The sequence below is a fragment of the Clostridium luticellarii genome (genome assembly GCF_002995845.1).
Classification (GTDB): Bacteria; Bacillota; Clostridia; order Clostridiales; family Clostridiaceae; genus Clostridium_B; species Clostridium_B luticellarii.
The window spans coordinates 38,161-60,976 of sequence record NZ_PVXP01000010.1; the positions used below are offsets into that span (position 1 = coordinate 38,161).

General features: G+C 37.4%; 15 protein-coding genes. 1 reads left to right on the forward strand and 14 read right to left on the reverse strand.

The genetic code is table 11. The features are described from left to right. Nucleotides 1-55: 55 nt before the first annotated feature. Nucleotides 56-1,051 carry a YeiH family protein gene (locus tag CLLU_RS05540; RefSeq protein WP_106008606.1) on the forward strand — a complete coding sequence of 332 codons (996 nt, stop codon included), beginning with the start codon at nucleotides 56-58 and terminating at the stop codon, nucleotides 1,049-1,051. A 20-nt stretch (nucleotides 1,052-1,071) separates the two neighbouring features. Here CLLU_RS05540 and ppsA read toward each other — a convergent pair whose 3' ends face one another. From ppsA to pflA, 14 genes are all read right to left on the reverse strand, one after another. Further along, entirely contained in the window at nucleotides 1,072-3,687 is a 2,616-nt protein-coding gene (gene ppsA / locus CLLU_RS05545; protein ID WP_106008607.1) for a phosphoenolpyruvate synthase, read from the reverse strand. A gap of 629 nt (nucleotides 3,688-4,316) precedes the next feature. After that, complete coding sequence (locus tag CLLU_RS05555; RefSeq protein WP_106008582.1) at nucleotides 4,317-5,798, reverse strand: B12-binding domain-containing radical SAM protein; 1,482 nt, start codon at nucleotides 5,796-5,798, stop codon at nucleotides 4,317-4,319. 330 nt (nucleotides 5,799-6,128) lie between these two features. Further along, on the reverse strand, nucleotides 6,129-6,896 hold the full coding sequence (locus CLLU_RS05560) for an EFR1 family ferrodoxin (RefSeq protein WP_106008583.1): 768 nt from the start codon (nucleotides 6,894-6,896) through the stop codon (nucleotides 6,129-6,131). Between the two features lie 200 nt (nucleotides 6,897-7,096). Beyond that, nucleotides 7,097-7,300, reverse strand: a complete 204-nt coding sequence (locus tag CLLU_RS19060; RefSeq protein WP_242977489.1) for a hypothetical protein — start codon at nucleotides 7,298-7,300, stop codon at nucleotides 7,097-7,099. A 101-nt stretch (nucleotides 7,301-7,401) separates the two neighbouring features. Next, a complete protein-coding gene (locus CLLU_RS19065) occupies nucleotides 7,402-8,130 on the reverse strand; it encodes a hypothetical protein (RefSeq protein ID WP_242977490.1) in 729 nt (242 codons plus the stop codon). A gap of 63 nt (nucleotides 8,131-8,193) precedes the next feature. Further along, nucleotides 8,194-10,959, reverse strand: coding sequence for a GLUG motif-containing protein (locus CLLU_RS05570; RefSeq protein ID WP_242977491.1), 2,766 nt, complete (start codon nucleotides 10,957-10,959; stop codon nucleotides 8,194-8,196). After that, nucleotides 10,949-13,417: an MMPL family transporter gene (locus CLLU_RS05575; RefSeq protein ID WP_106008584.1), complete on the reverse strand. Its 2,469-nt coding sequence runs from the start codon at nucleotides 13,415-13,417 to the stop codon at nucleotides 10,949-10,951. The genes CLLU_RS05570 and CLLU_RS05575 overlap by 11 nt, the downstream gene beginning before the upstream one ends. 461 nt (nucleotides 13,418-13,878) lie before the next feature. Further along, entirely contained in the window at nucleotides 13,879-14,841 is a 963-nt protein-coding gene (locus tag CLLU_RS05580; protein ID WP_106008585.1) for an AEC family transporter, read from the reverse strand. Between the two features lie 159 nt (nucleotides 14,842-15,000). Next, nucleotides 15,001-16,179: an NAD(P)-dependent malic enzyme gene (locus tag CLLU_RS05585; RefSeq protein ID WP_106008586.1), complete on the reverse strand. Its 1,179-nt coding sequence runs from the start codon at nucleotides 16,177-16,179 to the stop codon at nucleotides 15,001-15,003. Nucleotides 16,180-16,295: 116 nt separating this feature from the next. Beyond that, nucleotides 16,296-17,606, reverse strand: a complete 1,311-nt coding sequence (locus tag CLLU_RS05590) for a 2-hydroxycarboxylate transporter family protein (protein WP_106008587.1) — start codon at nucleotides 17,604-17,606, stop codon at nucleotides 16,296-16,298. Nucleotides 17,607-17,764: 158 nt separating this feature from the next. Next, the gene (locus CLLU_RS05595; RefSeq protein ID WP_106008588.1) at nucleotides 17,765-18,265 is read right to left on the reverse strand and encodes a 3-isopropylmalate dehydratase small subunit; all 501 of its coding nucleotides are present in this window, start codon (nucleotides 18,263-18,265) and stop codon (nucleotides 17,765-17,767) included. Between the two features lie 4 nt (nucleotides 18,266-18,269). After that, complete coding sequence (locus CLLU_RS05600; RefSeq protein WP_106008589.1) at nucleotides 18,270-19,526, reverse strand: 3-isopropylmalate dehydratase large subunit; 1,257 nt, start codon at nucleotides 19,524-19,526, stop codon at nucleotides 18,270-18,272. A 478-nt stretch (nucleotides 19,527-20,004) separates the two neighbouring features. Beyond that, on the reverse strand, nucleotides 20,005-21,897 hold the full coding sequence (locus CLLU_RS05605) for a sigma 54-interacting transcriptional regulator (protein ID WP_106008590.1): 1,893 nt from the start codon (nucleotides 21,895-21,897) through the stop codon (nucleotides 20,005-20,007). Between the two features lie 109 nt (nucleotides 21,898-22,006). Next, nucleotides 22,007-22,735: a pyruvate formate-lyase-activating protein gene (pflA, locus tag CLLU_RS05610; RefSeq protein WP_106008591.1), complete on the reverse strand. Its 729-nt coding sequence runs from the start codon at nucleotides 22,733-22,735 to the stop codon at nucleotides 22,007-22,009. Nucleotides 22,736-22,816 lie beyond the last annotated feature (81 nt).

Below are 22,816 nucleotides of genomic sequence, written 5' to 3' on the forward strand. Positions count from 1 at the left end.
TTTTACTTACATAATATCAAGAGGTATGATGAAAAACAGACAGGAGGAAGATATTATGAAAAAGACAATTCACAAATTATCAGGAATTTTATTCGCACTAATTATAGCAATTCCGGCATGGTTAATTGGAAACACCTTTCCTATTATAGGCAGTCCCGTACTTGGAATTTTATTTGGTATGATTTTGGCATTTTGGAAAAGGCCAAGCTATCTTGATAGTGGCATAACCTTTACCGCAAAAAAATTACTTCAGTATTCAATTATTCTCATGGGATTCGGTATGAATCTTTTTAATGTTTTTAAAGTAGGAAAGCAGACAATTATTTTAATGATTTTTACACTGTCAGCAGCATTTATTACTGCTTATGCTGCAGGTAAATTATTGAAAATAAATAGAAAAACAGCAATTCTGATTGGTGTCGGTTCTTCTATATGCGGCGGTTCTGCTATTGCGACAGCAGCCCCAGTCATTGATGCAAATGAACAGGAAGTTGCCCATTCCATTTCAACTATATTTCTTTTTAATGCCATGGCAGCCTTTTTGTTCCCATTTCTGGGACACTTATTGAATATGAGCAACCAATGCTTCGGCCTCTGGGCGGGAACAGCTGTTAATGATACCTCATCCGTAGTAGCTGCCGGTTATTCCTACAGCAATACTGCCGGAAACCTTGCAGTTATAGTAAAACTTACAAGAACCCTGGCAATTGTTCCAATTACACTGGTGCTGGCTATATACACTTCCAAGAGAGAAGCTAAAGATAAAAAGAGTGCTTATAACATAAGTAAAATATTTCCCTGGTTCGTACTTGGTTTTGTAGCTGCATCAATAATCAACACATTTATTCCACTGCCGGCGGGATTTACTAAATCCCTATCGCAATTGGGAAAATTCGCTATTGTAATGGCAATGGTATCTGTAGGACTAAATACCAATATCGTGCAGCTCATAAAGAATGGTGTAAAGCCAATTTTATTAGGCTTTACATGCTGGGTGGTTTTAGCACTTACTTCACTTGGAGTTCAGCATTTTATAATGGGAATTTTTTGAACAAAACAACATTTTTCCCATTATAGGATTTCTACATATCCTTCTGTTCCATTAACACGGATTCTCTGTCTGTCATTTATCAGTCTGGTGGCATTTTCTACTCCCACAACTGCTGGTAAACCATATTCACGTGCGATAACCGATCCATGGGTCATAAGTCCGCCAACTTCAGTAACCAGGCCTTTTATGGATACAAACAATGGTGTCCAGCTGGGGTCAGTAAAGGAGGTGATCAGTATATCCCCCTCTTCCAGATCAGCATCCTCCATGTTTAAAATGACACGTGCCCGTCCCTCTACAACTCCGGAAGAAACAGGCAGACCTGCAATAGCTCCTTCCGGGAGACTCTCTCGTTTGTACTCACCCGCAATGATTTCGCCATCAGAGGTAATAACCCGGGGCGGAGTTAGCTTTTCATATAATTTGTACTCCTCTTTTCGCCTTTCTATAATCTGGTAATCCAGTTTATTTGTGTATAACACTTCCCGGAGTTCTTCGAAGGTGAGATAGTATATATCTTCTTTTTTATGAATAACGCCCGCTTGGACGAGCTTAACGGCTTCTTTCAGCAAAGCCTGCTTATAAACGAAGTAGCGATTAACCATGCCGTATTTTGGATATTCCCTAAACCCGATGAAATTCCGAATCAGATAGATCATTCGTTTTGTTTCTCTGGCTTTTTGTTCGCCATCCGGTAACTGTTTCAATCCATCTAATAACTCTTGTTCTTTTTTCAAAGCTTCCTGCCGCCCCTGCTTAAATTTCCACCTGCCGGCATTAGGTTCAAAGTTTTTGATGTTATTGAGAATCATGGGAACAAGTGCAGTGGATTTTTCACTCCAACGGGGTTTGGTAATATCGATTTCTCCGGCACACCGCATTCCGTATTTATTGAGATAAGCACATACAGCCTCCCGGGTTTCCTGTCCGCCATCAAACTTAACCAGGTCATCCAAAAAGTTATCGTCTTTTACATGTTGTAAATAATCAATTACTTCCGGATAAGGACGAATAACATCTGCTACATCCAACAGCGCCAGCCCCATTTCCGAGGTAATATTGTTTGGTACAGATTGAGAAAGCATATCTGCTGCGTTTTTTTCACCTAACCATTTCTCCATTTTTTCATTGATCCATGATGAAGCATCCATAGCAGCCATAAACACACGCAAACTTTGCGGGTCAAATAAAATCTTCCTTAACTTCTGAATATCCTCCAGAATAAAATCAAATAAATCCGGTCCTGATGACCTCTGGATGTTTTGTTTCAGCTCCTCTACGGATGTTTGGCTACTCTTAATTAAATCAGAAACAATTTTAGGATTATTTTCGATTTGTGTACGAAAACCCGAAGACGACATACTTTTATTACTTTTACCGGGGCTCTGTTCTTTTTTACCATCTGATGCGGATTTTATAAAATCCCCCCGCTCTATTATGGTCATAAGTGCATCTTTCATGAGTGGATCGTGTTGTCCCATGGTACTTAATAAGATTTTCCTGCTGTCAGAGGAAGCAAGCATCTGTGTGACATCAACAAATAACCTTCCACCAGCTTTATGCATGGGTGCTCTGGTGGTCAGCAGGAAAAAAGACAATCCCAATGGTTTCATGGGGTCTGTCATCATTTGCTGGTGACCCACGGATACATAAACATGATTTTTCCTATCATCTGCTTCAGGTATGGGGTACAAAGTAGTGATTGGCCGACTCTGGACAATGTAAAATGTATCATCAGCCAAACACCATTCGATATCCTGGGGGCAGCCGAAATGTTCTTCAATCTTCCTGCCCAGGTGCTCAAGCTGCAAAATCTGCTCCTCCGCCAGCACTTGCTCCTTCTGTCTCTCAGGCCCAATCTCCTGCTCTTTCGTACCTCCATCTTTTAAGGCATAAACAGCCAGCTTCTTGGTGGATATCTTCTTCTCAATGATTTTACCGTCACGCACTTTATAGTTATCTGCATTTACCAGGCCTGAAACCAGGGCCTCACCAAGTCCGAAGCCGGCATCAATAGACAATACCTTTCTATTGGAAGTGACGGGATCGGCAGTAAACAAAATCCCTGCCGCCTGGGGGAAGACCATCTTCTGAACAACCACAGGCAGGTGGATTTTACGGTGGTCAAAACCCTTTTGAAGGCGGTAAGCTACTGCCCTTTCAGTAAACAACGATGTCCAGCACCTGCTGATATGCCTTAGGATTGCGTCCTTTCCGATGATGTTCAAATACGTATCCTGCTGACCTGCAAAAGAGGCCGTGGGTAAATCCTCTGCAGTTGCGCTGGATCGTACTGCATAGGCATTTTCTTCTCCGAGCCTGGAAAGAAAGCAGATGATCTCTTCACTAATGTCTTCAGGGATAGCTATGTTTTCGATAACCTTTCGAATTTCACCGCTGAGCTCCCTAATTTTATACCGGTCTCCCGCTTTCAGAAGTGATAACTCATCGAGTAATTCGTCAATGGACAGCGTTTCACCAATGATTCTTTTAAAGGCTTCAGTAGAAACACAGAAACCATCTGGTACGTGTATTCCTTCAATTCTGAAAAGCTCCCCCAGGTTCACGCCTTTACCTCCCACAGCCATGAGCTTTGTTTTGTCAATGTCCTTAAAGCCAAGCACATAGGAACTCATATGTTTACCTTCTTTGGATTCCACAATAATCCCTCCAATAAATCGCATTAACGTGCTATTGCATTATAGCACTGGCAGCTAGGAACAAACAGTCTACATTTACAATTTTTTATATGTTATAATTAAAATAGGGAGATTTTAATATTAAAAGTGGCTTCAAATACCTTAACCCTATGCCAGGATATATCTTTTATACGCAAATAAAAACACTTCATAATGATTTCAAAAGATATTTCAAATATTCATGGGCCTGAACTTTGGAGCAACCGTTCTTTTTCAAAAAGCTCCATTCCAAAATGAGAAGGATAGTATTACAATAATGTTCTGCTACAATCTCATACGGAATTTCATAATGATGTTTATATTGACACTGACAAAAAATTTTTCGCATTTGGATATTCATATAAATTCGAAAATGACTAATAAGTAAATTTTCTCCGGAGTTAAATTTCAAAATATGCTGAACCGTATCCTGATGGGCAGCAATCAAATCATAAATTCGATTCAATGAAAAACCTGCAAAAAAGGAAACCAGCGGCTTTAGCTGTTCAAAGCCGCCTTTACCGATATAAAACTCACTTAACCCATTGCCAAAAACACAATTACCTTGAGCGAACTATACAAATCTTTTATGTATACTTCTCAGATATCTTCCTGAAATGATATCCACAAATAGCAAAGGCAATTGCCAGGTCGAATACTTTGGGCCGTTTGAATATGCAACCAAAAAATAGCTTCCAGTAATATTTTCTTTCTTTTCCAAATAAACCAAGGTAGACATTTGCTTTAAGAAATGCCTCTATCTCGCTTAAGCCAATATGCCGCTTGCCAAAGTTACTTGGACGAAATTCATTAAGGAAATTAGTGATCCGTTCATAATACTGTTTCGGTGAGTATATCGTACTGACAACATACTTATAACCACTAATTAATTCTTTAAGATTCATTGTGGGCTTAAAATTGATTGACAAGCTTGTGTTATTGCCGGAAAATCCTTCTTCAATTCTTCCTTCTTTTTTCAGCCTTTTGTAAAGTAATGTTCCTCTGGGTGCATTCAATAAACCGACCATAGCTGTTACAATACCCGTGTTTTGAATAAACCTGATCATTTTTTTAAATATAGTCCTGTTATCGCTGTCAAAGCCTATAATAAATCCTCCCTGTACCTGAAGGCCGTTACGCTGTATCTTTTTCACACATTCCTCCAGATTGCGGTTTTTATTCTGAACCTTGTTGCATTCAGTCAGGCTTTCTTCACTGACTGTTTCTATTCCTATGAAAACTGTTTTAAATCCAGCTCTAACCATCAAGTTCATAAGTTCATCGTCATCAGACAGATTTATGGAAACTTCCGTAAGAAAACTGAATGGATAATCCCTTTGCTCCAACCATTCTATAAGAGCTGGTAAAACTTCCTCCTTGAGCTTTTTGCGATTGCCTATAAAATTATCATCAACAAAGAAAATTGAGCCTTTCCATCCCATTTCATATATGGCATCAAGCTCGCTGATAAGATGTTTAACCGGTTTAGTTCTTGGAATTCGTCCGAAAAGTGTTGTAATATCACAAAATTCACAATTAAACGGACATCCTCGTGAGTATTGGATATTTAAAGTTGCATAATTACTCATATCAATAAGATTCCACAGGGGAGCCGGAGTTTGTGACAGATCAGCCCATTCATTAGTTGTATACATATGCTTCAAGCAATTGTTATCCAAATCGTGAAGAAATTCTGGAATAGTCAATTCTCCTTCACCCAATACTAAATGATCAACATCATCAAAATCCTGATACTCGCTGGTAAAAAGAGGTCCGCCTGCTACAGTTTTAACTCCGAGTTTTTTGCATCTGTTTATTAAATCCCTTGCGGATTCCTTTTGTATAACCATAGCGCTTATAAAAACAAAATCCGCCCGTTTAATATCATCATCCTTGATCGCTTCAACATTCATATCAATCAGTTTTTTATCCCAGGCAGCAGGAAGCATTGCGGCAACAGTTATCAGTCCCAGAGGGGGAAACACTGTTTTTTTGGATATAAATTTAAGTGCATGATTGAAACCCCAGAATGTTTCCGGCGACTTCGGATAAGCCAACAGTATCTTCATAAATATCACCTGTCTCTCGTTAAATATTATTGACATATTCTCTTTTCATTAGATAACAGACTACACCGGCAATAAAACTGATCAACAGAGCATTACCAATAACTATTGCATATATTTCAAAAAACATTTTATTATTTTGCCACCTTGTGCCGGTAAACTATTTATTGATCTGTTATTTACTTACATACATATATTTATTATACTTTTCTGTTTAGAACCATGCAATATTCAACTTAATTAAGTTTTGGTCTAATTGAACCAAGCCATTTCAAAACAAACAAAATCTATTTATATCATAGCATATTTTAAAAATACCAGTATTAATCCCACTTATATTTTTACATTCGGGTTGATGTACTGACCATGTTTTTTGGTTTTCTTACCATATTGGATGGCAAATTTGGGACAGCGATGCAGACATCCAAGACAAAGAGTACATTTTGTTTTGACCCACATCGGCCTTCCCGACTGCATCCTAATTGCTGAATCCGGACATTTTTTCGCGCAGAGCCCACAGGCTATACAACTATCCTCTACTGAAAAATATTTTGTTTGCCGCTGTTTATCATACTGAAGGTAAAATAATTTGACCGCAACTACAGGCATCTTTCGATGACTGAAATCTCCGTCAACTTCTCGCTTGATCTTTTCGGTTACTTCCGCAATCTGCTTCTCCGCCTCGTGATTGATTTTCTCTATTTTCTCTTTGTTGGTAAGATCAAAGACCGGTGTCCACGTATCGGGCATCTGAACACTAAACCTGCCATTTAGGGACAATCCCTTTTTACTCAGAAACTTATCAGCCATACGTCCTACCTGTCCAGTTGTGGTTCCAAATGTTGCTACATGATAAATATAAGGATGGTATAAATTTGGAATTTTCAATTGAATTTTTTCAAGGAACTCACGCACAATGCAAGGTAATCCCCAGAAATATGTGGGTGTAATAAAGCCAATTTTTTCTTTGCTATTTACTTTAAATGTGAATTTATGATTTTTTATACAATCAGTAATTGCAATAAGTTCTTCTTTTGTCTCCGCCGCAATTTTCGAAGCGACATATTTGCTGTTTCCAGTGGCTGAAAAATAAAAGATCATGCTATCAACCTCCTTATCTTTGTGCAGCACTAAAATAATGAAATTATTCAATAAGAGAAAATATATCGTACACTGTTCCGGACGACATTAGCATAGTCCATGTCCTAATATAACGAAGTTGTTTAACATAGTTATGAAATATCAGCTATTCACAGGAGAGCATTGCTAAGAGAAACAAAAAAATTTTTGAGCACAACAAGTTACATTGATGAAAATTTCACAACTAAGGTATGCGGCAGAACTTTCGCCAGTAAGTGATAAAATTTATAAAAAGCACCTTGTGTATATGAAGCCTTCCCCCTTCTTGCTGCTGCCAACGATTTAGATGCAAGTTTTTTAATATTTACTTTTGGTAAAAAGTTAGAAACACCAGTATGGTTTGTATTTCTTGTTACAGCGTTCATCTCAGTGTCCATCCAGCCGGGGTGGCGCAAAGATGAATCACTGCTGTAGCGCCTTTAGCATTCAGATCGCACATACCCAAGTTGAAAGAAAATCTTCAATATCAAGAACGTTTGCCTATCTTTTTAAACAATTTTTTAAGATAAGCCTGCACTGGAAGCAATTTTCCTCTGCGGTACATCAGGAAAAATACCGCGATAAGGATAAGCAGGCTTGCTAAAGCTATCCAGACAACCAGATATTTCAGAAAAATATTGGGCTGCATCGTAACAGTAAACACGCCCTGCGGTTCCATGGTAAAAATGAGATAGCTGCCATCCGCTTTATAAGCTTCTTCCTCCCAACCAGAACCCTTTTTGGCCCAAATATGAATTTTACCACTTGTTTCGGGTGCAAGATATCTAAATTTGATTTCCCTTGCATTGCCGTCATGCAGGCCATTAACCGTCACCTTCCAGGACTCCAGGATACTCTGATCATTTACTGAAATCATTTTGCTTTTCGTTTCTGCTTTAGACAGGTTAATAACTGCGCCCTTCTCGAAAGAGGACTCCGCTATAAGAATTGGGCGTGCAGGTTTCCCTCGAGTCTGCTTACTGGCAATGGCAGTAACCAGAGGGTCATACTCTGCTTCAAATGTCTCATTAAAAGTCAAATTGCTGTAATCATAATCAGGCCATTTCGCAGAATACCTGGATTTTGGTTTGATCTCAGGCAATATCTTGGTGGAAATGGCTTCGCCATAATGGAATGGAATTACAGCTATTTCCTTGCCGTCCACCAGAAAGCGGAGTTTTAGATTTTTAAATTCAGTCGGCATGTCTTCTGCCATGATAAAATTATTATATTCCTGAGGAACCGCTTTTCCACTATAGCTTATTCCGTCAACCCCATTTCACTGATTTTCAACAAAATAGTTACCAGTAATGTTCCCGTCACCAGCTCCTGCAATAGATCCCAGGTGCTCTCCATCACTGTTTATTCTAACGAAAGCATAACAGTTATCAATATTTTCTCCCGAACCTGCAATTCCTCCAAGATAGCTTTTTCCGGAAATCTCCGTGAGAGCATAGCTAAGGCGAATTGTGGACAGGGAACTGCCAGCAATGCCTCCTGCATAATTTCCATCAGTGCTTTTGATATTACCATAATTCTGGCAGCCATATACAGTTCCTAAATCTGCTTCTCCTGCAATTCCGCCGGCGCAGTTCTTTTTTGTAGTAATCTCTCCTCTGTTATAGGATTGATAAATGACAGCTCTTGTTTTGTATGCGAAATTCAGTGATTTTGTTCCAGTAGTTTGAGGATTGAGAACATCATTCTCCCGGTCAAATTCATAAAATATTGACATGGAACCCGCTATCCCACCTGCAGAAACATCTCCGCTCACAACACCGGTGTTTTCAGAGAAAGCAACCTTTCCTTCCTTAGCATCGGCCAGTTCTTTATCCGAAATGTCCTGAAAAAGATTGGCATCCTCCTTTTGTTCATTGGAGCTGGCTAATTCTTCACCAATATTATTCATCTCCGCAGTAATCGCTTTTAGATCATTTGTTACCGCAGTGCCTGCATCTGCCGCAAGGTTGTTTATTGTTTCAATGCCGGAGGTTATTTCAGAAAGGGAGTCATAAAGCTGATCCAGATGATCAGAATAGAATTCATCAGGAACTGGAAGCTGAATAATCGGCTCTTCTGTCAATTCTGAAATAATTTGCTCCATTTTTGCAGAGGCATCACTTAAATTGGCAAGTGCCGAAGACAGGTTGTTTGATGCGTCCTTAAAAGATCCAAGACCTTCACCAAGATCATTACTTGCCTTATACATTTCATTAAAAGCACCACTAATTTTCTCGAAACCTTCGGTCACATTATCAACCGCCTCATTAAAAGACTCCAATGCAGAAGCCATCCCACTTGCAAAACCATCAAGATCGATTGATGGTAAAGAATTGCTAATAACAACGGACAAATCGGCACTGATCTGTGAAAAAGCTGTAATGAGCTTCGTAGTACCGGAAGACAAATCGGCAAGCGCCTGATTGAGTTCATCATAAGCTTCAGGATCTTCTTCGCGTATTTTTTGTAGCGCAGTCACCGCATTCTGAAGGGCGGAATTCATCTCTTGAGAAGCAGACTGAGCACTAGCCAGAGCATTTTGCAGATCTTCCAGGGCAGCTTTTCTTTCGTCCTCGTTTGGTGCTACTATCAGTTTATCAAAAGCTTCAACAACTTTATCCGAAGCATCCTGAAGCTTATCTGCACCATCTCCAAATTTATCGAAAGCATCCGATAAATCCTCCATGGCCTCAGCTGCCTTGGAACTGCTTCCCCGCAAGCTTTCAAATCCATCTGCAGCATTTTTCGCAGCAACCGACATGTTGTCCGCTGCATTTTCAAGCTGTTCGAAAACCTGCTCTGATTTTGCCAGGGAATTTGTTATTCTCTCGCTTGAGTTATTAATGGACTCACTACCTTCCGAAATCAAGTCGGTTGTCTGATGGACAAGAGTGTTTGTTGTCGCTAAAGCACTGTCAATGGCTTTCATAGTATCAGTAATCTGATTTGATATGGAATTTGAGCTGCCGTGTACATCGTCCAGCAGGTTGTCAAACAATCCTGACATTTTCTGCAGGTGGCTTCCTACTTTTTGAAAGGTATCCTCTGAATATTGAAGAGAAAGGTTCGGCTCCATCTGCCCCACAATACCGCCTATATTTTTACGGCCCTGGATTTCTCCCTGGTTGCTGCTGTTTGTAAGATAACCATTTTGTCTGCCTGCAATACCACCTACATTATAGCCCACATGGGGATAACCTATTTCCCCGGAGTTTTTGCAATACTGTATTATTCCAGAAGAATGCCCAGCAATTCCGCCGGCATCCATATAACTTCCCGGCTCATTCAGCAAATCACCTGTACCAGTTTCCGATGTTTGATTTCTGGAAGCATCAGTTCCCACACCGAACTTTGGAAGAATATCAGAATTACTGTTCTTAGAATCGACAGTCGTGTTGGGAGTACGCTTTTGCGTATAGACTGCATTAACTTTGCCTTTATTGGTTGAATAAAAAACGGAACCCAAATTCTTACCTGTAATGCCGCCTGCCCAGCGATCCGATGTAACAGTAGCTGAGGAGCTGCAGCCTTTGATTGTTCCTGTTGTTTCATTCACTCCCGCAATACCTCCAACAGACTTGCTCCCCACAATAGATCCTGAAAAAGAACAATTCAGTATTTCTCCGTAATTGATCCCGGCAATTCCTCCCAATTCCTGCTTGCTTCCAGATGGCTGGATGATTCCCGATACATTTAAATTAATAACTTTGCCGCTGCTCTGTATATATCGAAATACGCCCTGTACAGAGCCTGCTTTTGTAATCTTCAATCCGCTGATTGTATGCCCGCCACCATTGAAAGTCCCTCCAAATGTAGGAATGGCGGCAAATTTACTGTTGGAAATATCCAGGTTACGCTTCAGGTATACTGTTTTCCCCTGCGAATATGTATCCAAAGAACAGTCATTGCCGAGTTTGACAAGATCCTTCACGGAATTTATATAGATGACTTTTTCGTCCTGTGCTGCCATTGCAGGAATACCGGCAATATTAATAAATATTGCAATAATTATCAGTAAAGCTGCAATTCTCTTTTTAAGTTTCATCCTGATTTTTCTCCTCCTGTGCTGTACTTTCGGTTTCATCAATATGCTCTATTGATGTATTTTGGCTGTCAATCACCGCATCAATTTTTCCTTTCAAATCTCCCTTGATGTTGGCATTTATCATACCTGAAACATAACCTCTAATATGCCCGTCCAGACGCACATTGCCACTTTGAACTTTTTGATAAGTATCCACCTGCAGTGTGAATCTTGTTTTTTCGATAATAATATCACCGAGGAGCAGTATCTGAGGCAGAACAAATAAAACAAGAAAAATGGAAATGATTGTTCCCCTCCCAAGACAGCTGCCTATGGCAGAGATGACAGGATCCGAGCTGAGGAGACCTATCAAAATTCCAGTTGATGAGAGGATGGAACCCGACGTCATAATCGTCGGGAAAGCCCCATTGACTGCCTCGTTGATTGCTTCTGAAATCGACATATGCTTCTTTGCCACAAGATATCTGTTTGTTATAAAAATAGCATAGTTGATGGTGGCCCCCATCTGAATCGCTGAAACAATCAAATAGCTTATAAAATGAACACGGTTATGGGATAATGCCTGGATCGCAAAATTAATCCAAATGCTTCCCTGAATCGTAGTAACCAAAAGTATGGGTAATCCTGCGGATTTGAATGTGAACAGCAAGACAAACACAACAAACAGTAGAGTCAATACAGATATAACTATATCGTCAACTTCAAATGAGGTTGCCAGATCATGATTATTAATTGACTCTCCTACGAGAAAAGTATTTTCCTTGTAAAATTCCGATACCACCTTCCGTACAGTCGGCAGATACTCAAAGGTTTCCTTACTGTCTTCCGGCAAATCCAGCTTAATAACCATTCGAGAATAATTTTTCCCCTGCAGTTGCTTTGTCGCCATTACAAGCTGCTTATGGATTTCGTCTAAATTTTCTCTTGTATCGGAAGGCAGTGTCACATAGCCTTCCTGAACCTTTTGATATGCATACATGAACATTTCATAAAGTGTTACACTCCGATTGTTAAACTCGTTTACCAGATACCCGTATTCTTCATGCTCGAGGCTATAAGCTGCATAAAGCAGCCTTGTATCATTAATGTCCATATTTGTAAGTTCAGCAAACATTCTCGGAGTCATCTTATCCGTCAGCACATAATCGCCTACTTTTATATTCCCAAGACCCGTAACTGCTGTAACATGTTTTATTTTGCTCAGAGCCTTCAGCAGCTCTCCCTCTTTTTCATAATTTCCGGAAGGAACAACCACTGCCAGGATATTCGGCTGCCCGAAAGTCTCTTTTATTTTCTGATCAGCAATCTGTGTTTCGTTTTGTCTAATTGTGGGGATGTCCTTCTGACCAAAGGCAAATTCAGTCTGACGGCTTAGATAAAAAGTTGTAATCAGAAGAGGTATGAACAACAAAGGCACAACGTACCTCGTCTTGTTAGCCAGCTTTCCGATAAAATCTATTGCAGGCACAAAGTTCCGATGGCCGGTTTTGTCAATTCCTTTATGAAAAAGCATGAGTAAACCAGGCATTAAGAGAAGAACGCTCACAAGACTGCATGCAATGGCCTTGATCATGACAATTCCCATATCATAACCGAGCCGGAACTGCATAAACATGAGAGCAGCTAAACTTACAATAGCCGTGAGACTGCTGGATCCAATTTCTATAGCACCCTTGCTCAGCGCTGCAATGGTGGCTTCCCTTGGTTCTTTTATTTCTCTTTCTTCGGTATAACGGTGGCACAGAACAACGGCATAGTCAATAGCAAGGGCCAATTGCAGCACAATTGCTATAGCATTTGTAATGAAAGATATTGTGCCTAATAAATAATTGGTTCCCATATTCAGAACAGCTGCAACAGCAAATACAATTATCAGAACAGGAATTTCCATATATGTCTTGGAGGTAAACAGCAAAACCCCCAAAATGATTATAACCGCAATCACAAGTATAGAGGTCATTTCCTTTGCCAGGATTTTCGCATTATCTACACCCACAGTACTCGATACGTAAAAATCATATCCTGAAAGCATTTTCCTAATCTCGGACATGGCATCAATGCTTACTTTATCCTTTTCCTGTCCATCAAATGTAATATCAAACAGGGCAGATGCCGATTTGAAATGCTTGCTGCTGTTATCGAAATCAACAGAAGAAACCCCTTTGATTTCCTTTATCTTTTTGCTGATTTCTTCCGCCTGGTCATAACTGATATTGGCTACCATTACGCTGGCTGTACCAAATGTAGTAAATTCTTTGTGCATTACGTTCAGGCCAAGACGTGTTTCCGAATTAGCCGGTAAGTAGGTAGTGATATCATTGTTGATTGAGACTTTGGGAATTGAAATAATGCAGTAGATTATGGCAACAATAAACAACAGAAAAAAGCCCTGCCGTTTATCGACAATAAATGTTGAAATTTTCTTCATAATATTATTATCTTGTGATTTATTTTCCATTGTAATATCCTCATGTCTCATTCTTTATTTCCAATTTCCTACTTTCATCAATAAAAAAGTAATTGTTTTTCATGCGTTTGCAAATTTATAGACAATAGCCTACTCCTTTTAATAATAGAAGTAGACACAAATTTTATCAAGAATCAAATAAAAGATTTTGTCTATATTTAGACAAATTAGGTTAATCTGCAAAAGCTTATTTTACTAATTTTACATTCTTATAATATTTTGCACTTTAAAAGGTCAACAAGTATACAAATATACTCTCATCTGCCTTTACTCTAAAATATGTAAGAGTACTTACTAAACACTCCTATATGATTGGTCATCGAATCTCCATTTAACCAAATTATCTATTCGAATAATATTAGTATTGATTTAGTACTACATTCTTAATATCTGTATATTAAGATTTAACTATACATAAAAATAAAAAATTTAACTAGATCTTAAATTGTATCTTAAACAGGAAATAAAATTCTAGCTATGTATATGGCTGATGTAAGTGTAACGGCACTATAAATGGTTGAGGCCATTACCTCCTGAGATGCAAAGTCCTGATCATTACCGCATTCAACGGCAATTAAAGCTGTATTGACAGCTGTTGGTACTGAATAAGAGATAAATGCCGTTTGTGCAATAACCCCTCTAAACCTAAATACATGTATCAAGATTAACGCAAGCACAGGGCCTATAATAAGCCGGGTAAAAACTGCCATATTTACATTACTGTCTCTAAAATCAAATTTGGTCTTTGAAAGCTGAGCTCCCAAAGTTATCAACGCTATTGGCACCAGTCCGCCCTTTATATATTCAATTGCAGGCCATAATGGTGTTGTAGTTATGTCAATTCGAGTGTATTTAAGCAGCAATGCAATAGGTATTACATATATGGATGGCATGGTAAATATTTGGTGCATTGAATCTTTTATGTTCATATTAGCTCTTCCGGCATTGTAGAAACCAATAGTATTCATTGTAACATTCATAAACACAAGAATCATAATCTGGACTGTAAGGGCTTGGCCCAGATATGGTGTCTTGCCATCAATTACAAAAGGTGCACTTCCAAAGATAAGAGTAACAAGAGACACACCTATATTTCCTGTATTATTAAACATAATGGAATTTTTAAAGGCATTTTCCTGACTTAAATCATATTTGCGAATTTTGGAAATAACTCTAGCTATTAAATCGTTGATTATCAGATTTACTATACAAAAAAGTAAGATCATAAGCATACCGTAAGATAAATTGGTTGTATAAAGATTATAAAATATAAATCCAGGTACAAATATGTAAAAATTCAATTTACTGAGCGTAAACACACTTAGAGCAAATTTTTTGCTTATTGCAAATCCTAACCCAATCAATACAAAAATAGGTATAATATTATTTCCTAATATATATAAAAAAACAGACATTGTTATATCCCCCATCATATTTCAACATTTTTAAAAAATTAACTTTTATAATATGCTCACAAAAATCAAATTTTGAACAAATACTGGGAATGAATATAGATTTGATTTTACACAAATTTACACTCATTCCCCGCTATTTCTTATATTCAAGACTGAATATTATTGTGTATGCTTCGCCTGCTCTCTTATTATACGCTTAACAGCCTCAGCAACAGCCTCACAAACACCCTTATCAAATACACTGGGTATTATATAGTTTTCATTTAGTTCATGATCTTTTACTAATCCTGCCAAACCTTTTGCCGCAGAAATTTTCATTTCATCATTTATAAATTTGGCTCTGACTTCTAATGCACCCTTAAAGATACCCGGAAAAACCAACACATTATTAATTTGATTTGGAAAATCCGATCTCCCTGTAGCTATAATTCTAGCTCCGCCAGCCTTTGCATCATCAGGTGATATTTCAGGTGTAGGATTTGCCAGAGCAAAAACCACAGCATTTTTATTCATACTTTCTATCATTTGTTCAGTTACTACATTACCAGCTGAAACGCCTATAAAAACATCTGCATTTTTAATAATATCTGCAAGATTTCCCTTTTCACATTTATTGTTTGTTACTTGTGCTATTTTCTGCTGTACTTTATTTAATGTACTATCATCTTTGACAAGTGCTCCATTTATGTCACATAATACTATATTCTTTGCTCCTGCCAAACTTAAAAGTTTGGCTGTTGCAATACCTGAAGCACCTGCTCCATTTATAACTATTTTCACCCGAGCTATATTTTTGCCAACTATTTTTAAAGCATTATACAAACCTGCTAATACCGCAACAGCAGTACCATGTTGATCATCATGATATACAGGTATATTCAATTCTTTCTTTAATCTATCCTCAATATAAAAACATTCAGGTGATTTTATATCCTCAAGATGTATTCCACCAAAACCGGGAGAAATATTCTTTACAGTATTTACTACTTTATCCGGATCTGTTGAATCTACACATATTGGTATCGCATCTATATTTGCAAATCTTTTAAGAAGCAGTGCTTTACCTTCGATTACCGGAAGTCCTGCTTCCGGTCCTATATTTCCAAGTCCAAGTACTGCTGTTCCATTAGTAATCACAGCTACTGTCTTCCCTTTTATTGTATAATCATACACCTTTTCTTTATCCCGCGCAATCTCCAGGCATGGTCCTGTTACACCCGGTGTATATGCTAACGCCAAATCATCACTATTTCTCAATGGCATAGTTCCGACAACTTCTATTGCACCCTGCTTTTCTTTATGTAATCTTAAAGATTCATCTCTCACATCAATACTCATATTATTTCGACTGAACTATAACCTGATAATAGTTCAACTTCACTTCCTTTTATAATTTTAGTTATTTACAAAACTCCATAATCATCAATTTTCCTCTATTGCACCATAATATACTTTCACTGTCCAAGCCCAAGCAGCATACTAAATACTATAAGAACCATGGACCCGCCAATTCTTGAGGTTATTTGAGCAAATGGCATTAAATTCATACGATTTGACGATGACAATATCAAGATATCGCCGGATCCGCCCATACCTGTCATACACAATCCGGCAGTTATTCCTGATTCTACAGGATACAAGCCAAAACAGCGTCCCACTAAGACAGCTCCTATCAAAGCACCTAAAACAGTACTTATTATTACAAATATATTCGGTATGGTAAATACTTTTACAATATTCATTAGATCCGTACCCATACCTATTGCAAACATTACAGAAAATAAAAAATATTTAGATGAAAGCTTCTGAAGTTTATCTGCACCAGCTCTTATTTCCTTAGGTATTACGTTTATCAAGTTCAATACAATTACAAAGATAACCATGAAAGCAAAAGCATGGATTTTAAAGCCCATATTACCTCTATTTACAAATGAAATTTTATCTGCATAAAACTGTCCTATTATATATATAAAAAGAACAACTAAAAATGAAGCTGCAATATCCAGAACACCTGCATCAAATTTTTCTGTCTGCCCAGCAGATTTATCCTTTATTTTCAATAACTGGCCATGACCCGAATATTTAGGATACTTTTCACCAAATCTACTTACAAGTGAACTTAGAATAACAGAAAGTATATTTGCAATAGTCAGCACTGCAAAGGCCGGGGTATACCATATTGTTGAATTTTTTCCTGTTGCCTGTGCCCATATTTTGCTCATGGGAATAGCTCCCCCTCCATTTCCATCAGCTACAATTGGAGAAGCAATGTTTATCAATGCTGTAATAGGTTTTATACCAACTAATGCCGCTGCCCCCATACAAAATACAAATGCTACAACCACTCCTCCAATAATTGCCGGGAAAAATCCTCCAAATGCTTTTAATATCTGATTTCTATCAAGTGACAAAACAGAGCCTACAATTAAAATCGTTATAAACAAATCAAGAAATCCATCTTTATTTAGGAAAGTAGAAACGTTATCAAATACGTCAGCGGGTAATAATTTATAAGTAAATAAACCCGAGCCCACCATAAAAGTAAGCATTGCACCCCCTCCAAAATATTTGTTCCATATAGGAAGTTTCTTACCTATTAAACCTACAACAGCGCTTATCATCATTAAAAATCCCAATGAACCTATCATATTATCTGGGAGTGCCCCTGCTAGTGCAACAATCAATATCAACACTATACAAGGTATAAAAATATATAATGATAAACCCAATATCTTTCCTCCACCATTTTCCATTACTTTATACATGACTAACCTCCTAGTAAACTCATATGAACAATTATCTGTGCTAATAAATCAGGAGAAATTTGGTGTTCATTCAATAAAATACATTTATCCTATTGAACGCAGCCATTCTCCCCTTATTTATTAAATTCTCAGCAAACTACTAAATCATATTTGTCCATTCACTTTTTAAACCTTTTTTTGAATAAAGGCTTGACTCCACCATTTTCCAGAATATTCATGGTATATTCAGACAGTTTTTGACCTTTTATACTTGTTCCAGTAGTTTTATTCAAAACTACTCCATTAACAAGATTTACATCAAGAACATCGCCTTCTTTTACTTTTCCACTTATTCCCGGGCACACCATCAGTGGAAGAGCCAGGTTTATTGCATTTCTGAAAAAAATTCTGGCAAATGATTCAGCAAGTACCACACTGACACCGGCATGCAATAATGTTATAGCTGCATGTTCCCGGCTGGAGCCGCATCCAAAGTTTGTTCCTGCAACTATAATATCTCCTGAAGTCATGCGTTCCCTAAATGTAGGATCTACTCCTTCCATACAATGTTTTGCTATATCCTCAGGCTTCACGAGTTCTAAATATCTTCCAGGATATATTTGATCTGTATCAATATTTTTCCCATAGACAAAAGCTTTTGCTGTTATTTCTTTTAACATTTTTCTACCTCCCCAATACTTCTCTTACATCAGCAATCTTACCGGTCAATGCTGCAGCAGCCACACTAGCAGGTGAAGCAAGATATATTTTTGCTCCTGTGCTTCCCATACGGCCTGGAAAATTTCTATTTGTAGCTGTTATACATACTTCACCATTTGCAATCAGCCCTTCATGAGTTCCTAAACAGGGGCCGCAGCCAGCTGCTGTAAAAGTTGCACCTGCAGCCATAAGAGATTGTACATACCCAAGCTTCATTGCTTTTTGATATATCTCTGTTGATGCCGGTATAATAATGAGCCTTACATCATTATTTATTTTCCTGCCATCAAGAACCCTGTACGCTTCTTCTATATCTTCCAATCTTCCTCCTGTGCAGGATCCTATAAAGGCCTGGTTGACATTTACTTTTTTAACATCCTTTACAGAATAGACATTGTCAACACTGTCAGGTACTGCAATCTGTGGAGACAACTCACTTATATCAAAAACATGGGTCTCTGAATATTCAAAGTCATCATCTGTTTCCTGAATCTCAAATTTCTTATCTGTTCTTTCCTTTAAATACTCTAAAACCTTATCATTTGGCTTCATATAAGCTGTCTTGGCTCCCATCTCCACAGCCATGTTGCATATGGTCATTCTTTCTGCCACACCTAGATCATCAATATAACTTCCCGTAAATTCTATTGCCTTGTATACTGCTGCATCTGATTTAAGTTTTCCAAGTATATAGAGAATAACATCTTTGGCGTAAACTCCTTTTTGAGGTTGTCCATTTATTTGTATATTTATTATTTCAGGCACTCTGAACCAAATTTCCCCGGAAATCAATACCGTTGCCATATCTGTAGCTCCAAGGCCTGTGGCAAAAGCTCCAAAAGCTCCATGAGTGGTAGTATGAGAATCTGTTGCAACAAGAATCATTCCCGGCCAAACCAGCCCGGCTTCAGGCATAACCTGATGGCAGACCCCCTTATTAATATCAAAATGGTATTTTAAGTTTTGTTTTTTAGCAAAAGCCCTCATTTCACTATGATTTTGAGCAGTCTGTATAGTTGGTGCCGGGGCATAATGATCAAATACAAAAGCTGCCTTCTCATTATCCCAGACTTTCTCACCCCCCATTTCATAAAAAGAATATACTGTCTGAAGATAAAGATCGTTAATTTCAGCAAAATCTACTTTGCAGGTAACTATTTCTCCTGTTTCTACTTTATCTTTTCCTGCGGCTTTAGCTAAAATTTTTTCAATAGCATGCATCTGTTTTCCTCCTTAAAATTTTTTAATAAACTGGATAAGTTTCAGACAGATAAAACTACAGTGTATGATGTGATTGATCTGCCTTTTTACTTCCGTAAATGATTACACCATTTCTATAACAGCAAAAATCATGCCAAAATTTTATAAAGCTGCTGTTTACTTATTTTTCTTACAATAAAGTTAGCATTAAGTAAAAGTAAATAACATAATTTTTATAGGAAATTGTATTTTAAAACCAAGCAATATCAATATTTACAAGAATTGCATGTCAGTCAACATCATATTTATCTGCAATGATTTTGCCTTATCTATAATAACCAGCTGATGTATCAGTTACAGCAAAAGCAGTTGTTACATTATGCAACTATTTATTACATAATGTAACAACTGCTTTTATTTTAAAATCTATGGATTAAATAAAACATCACCTATGGAAAACTAAACAATCCTAATGCAGCACATATTTCCAATTTCACTTCTACTTGTCATTTAAAATGCGCCACAATTGTGTACGGCTAATTCCCAGTCTGCTGGCTGCCAGAGTCCGATTCCCCCTGCATTCATCTAAAACTTTATTAATATGTCTCTTCTTAACTTCCTCCAGATCATCGGTATGATCAGAATTATTTTCTTCACATTCGGAATTTTTACCTTCCAGCTTTTCATCTATTATTTTCTCTACATCCTCACCAGTTATCACACTATCATTTAGCACCACAAGGCTTTCAATTATATTCTCCAACTCTCTTATATTTCCAGGCCAATGATAATGCTGCAGTTTATCTAAAGCATCATTTGAGATTTTAACTGATTTTTTATTGTACCTGGATGAAATTTTATCTTCAAAATAGCTGCTGAGCAGTTTAATATCATCTTTTCCCCTATCCCTTAAAGAAGGCACTTTCAATCTCAAAACATCCAGCCGGTAATACAAATCTCTTCTGAATTTTCCATTTTCAACCTCAATCAAAAGATTTTTATTAGTGGCAGCAATTATACGTATATCTATGGGAATCACTCTGTTGGAGCCTACCGGCCTAACCTCTCTTTCTTGAATCACTCTCAGCAATTTGCCCTGTAATTCAATATCAATATCCTCAACTTCATCTAAAAATATGGTTCCACCATGAGCTTCAGTAAAAAGCCCCGCTTTACCTGCTTTCTTAGCTCCAGTAAATGCCCCTTCATCATATCCAAAAAGTTCACTTTCCAATAGGTTTTGAGATATTGCAGTACAGTTTACTGCCACAAAAGGTCCTTTTTTTCTTCGACTTTCCAGATGTATTGCCTGTGCAAACATCTCTTTGCCAACTCCACTTTCCCCGACAATTAATACTGTACTATCGGTACCAGCATACATCTTTGCCCTCTCTTTAGTTTTAATCAAAGCTTCACTTTCACCTATGATTTCCGAGAAGCTGTATTTAGCTATATTGCCTTTATATAAGAGCTTACCTCTGATTTTTTCCTCGTACTCCTGAATTTTAGTTATATGCTGAAATGTTTCTACAGCCCCGATTGTTTTGTTATTTATAATTACAGGTACCCTGTTAGTGACAATCTGGGTTTTTCCAATTTGGAACAGCTGCCCTAGTTCGGACTCGGTTTGATTTAAAACTTCAGGAAGCATGGTATTCGGTATTAATTCATCAACTGGATGTCCAAGAGCCTTTTCAATGGGAATACCCAGCATTTTACTGGCGGCAGAATTAAAAGTAATAACTCTTTTAGTATAATCTATAGAAACTACGCCTTCACTGATATAATTTAAAATCGCTTTAAATTGCTCCGTTTTTTGTTTTTCTTTGCGTGTACTTTTTATAATTCTTCTAGCTTCTTTAATGCTGGAATCCACTGTTACAGCACTTGTTTCTAATAAAACAGTGGGAATATTATATTTCAAAGCCAGATTTTCAGCAACCGTTCCTCCAAGAATCACATCTATTTTTTCACCGGAATTAATTAAATTTTTTATATATCTTTCTCCATCGTGCTCATCGTTGATATAATAAATATGTATATTTACATTTAAAATTTTTCTTAATAAGCCAACTCCTTCAATAATATTTTGAAATCCAATAATAAAAATATTTGATCCATATTTTTTGGCGGTGTACACAGCATTTATCAAATCATAGGGTGAAACCTCCATTTTAATTACAGGTACCGATTGAACAGTATTTTCAATAATAGAAGCAGTACCTCCCCTTGATATTATAGCCTCTACGCCTTCTTTTTCCGCCAATCTGGCTATTTTAATTGATTGATTCAATAATGCCAGTTTTACATCCACATCATTATAACGGGCAGCTACTTTTTTAGCTGTATATTCAATTTTAAAATGTGGAGCAATAATTAAAATGTTTTTCATAGAAGGCCCTCCTTTATAGATATTTCTGCTTGATTTCCTTAATTTTTGTAGAGCATTTATTCCCATCCCCTTTTTTATTAACTTAATGGCTGTTACGCCAAAATAAACTTTATGAACAATAATAATACCTTAATTCATTATTCAATATTTTTTCCAGTTTATTCACTTTTTCTTTATCCATAGACTTTAAATGTGACAACTTATATTCTATTCCCATTTTATCATATTTTTGGACACCCATAGTATGGTAAGGAAGGAGCTCTATTTTCTCTACATTTTTTATGTTTCTTATTATTTCAGCTAATTTTTTTATGTGTTCTTCTGAATCCGTTATGCCGGGAACTACTACGTGCCTTATCCATATTTTAGTGTTAGATTTCTGAACTGTTTCTAAAAATTCATCAAAACCTTTTTTCCCCTGGCATACTAATTTTTTATATTCTTCATCATTTACATGTTTTATATCAAGAAGTACCAAATCTGTGTATTTTAAAATCTCATTATATTTTCCTTCACCGTATCCAGCAGTATCTACAGCCGTATGGATTCCAGCTTCCTTACATAATTTTAATGTTTCTATTAAAAAAAATGGCTGCATCAAAGGTTCCCCACCTGAAAAAGTAACTCCTCCACCCTTTTTAAAATAAGGCTTAAATCTGCTTATTTTTTTCACAAGTTCTTCCGGAGTAATTTCTGTTCCACCCTGAAAACTCCAGGTATCTGGATTATGGCAATAAGCACACCTTAAAGAGCATCCCTGCATAAATACTACAGATCTTATACCTGGCCCGTCAACTAATCCCATACTTTCAAAGGAATGAATTTTACCTATAGTCATACTTATTTGTTACCCCCTTACGTAGAATTCCCTCTAAATAGTAATTATAAAACATACCTGCTGTCTTAAAAGCAGCAGGTA

Coding starts and splice junctions, on each gene's coding strand:
- CLLU_RS05600 (WP_106008589.1), bottom strand. CDS start 19,526: ATGCATGCTATTGAAAAAATTTTAGCTAAAGCCGCAGGAAAAGATAAA.
- pflA (WP_106008591.1), bottom strand. CDS start 22,735: ATGACTATAGGTAAAATTCATTCCTTTGAAAGTATGGGATTAGTTGAC.
- CLLU_RS05605 (WP_106008590.1), bottom strand. CDS start 21,897: ATGAAAAACATTTTAATTATTGCTCCACATTTTAAAATTGAATATACA.
- CLLU_RS05590 (WP_106008587.1), bottom strand. CDS start 17,606: ATGTATAAAGTAATGGAAAATGGTGGAGGAAAGATATTGGGTTTATCA.
- CLLU_RS19060 (WP_242977489.1), bottom strand. CDS start 7,300: ATGAACGCTGTAACAAGAAATACAAACCATACTGGTGTTTCTAACTTT.
- CLLU_RS05580 (WP_106008585.1), bottom strand. CDS start 14,841: ATGTCTGTTTTTTTATATATATTAGGAAATAATATTATACCTATTTTT.
- CLLU_RS05570 (WP_242977491.1), bottom strand. CDS start 10,959: ATGAAACTTAAAAAGAGAATTGCAGCTTTACTGATAATTATTGCAATA.
- CLLU_RS05575 (WP_106008584.1), bottom strand. CDS start 13,417: ATGGAAAATAAATCACAAGATAATAATATTATGAAGAAAATTTCAACA.
- CLLU_RS19065 (WP_242977490.1), bottom strand. CDS start 8,130: ATGGCAGAAGACATGCCGACTGAATTTAAAAATCTAAAACTCCGCTTT.
- CLLU_RS05555 (WP_106008582.1), bottom strand. CDS start 5,798: ATGAAGATACTGTTGGCTTATCCGAAGTCGCCGGAAACATTCTGGGGT.
- CLLU_RS05595 (WP_106008588.1), bottom strand. CDS start 18,265: ATGTTAAAAGAAATAACAGCAAAAGCTTTTGTCTATGGGAAAAATATT.
- ppsA (WP_106008607.1), bottom strand. CDS start 3,687: ATGAGTTCCTATGTGCTTGGCTTTAAGGACATTGACAAAACAAAGCTC.
- CLLU_RS05560 (WP_106008583.1), bottom strand. CDS start 6,896: ATGATCTTTTATTTTTCAGCCACTGGAAACAGCAAATATGTCGCTTCG.
- CLLU_RS05540 (WP_106008606.1), top strand. CDS start 56: ATGAAAAAGACAATTCACAAATTATCAGGAATTTTATTCGCACTAATT.
- CLLU_RS05585 (WP_106008586.1), bottom strand. CDS start 16,179: ATGAGTATTGATGTGAGAGATGAATCTTTAAGATTACATAAAGAAAAG.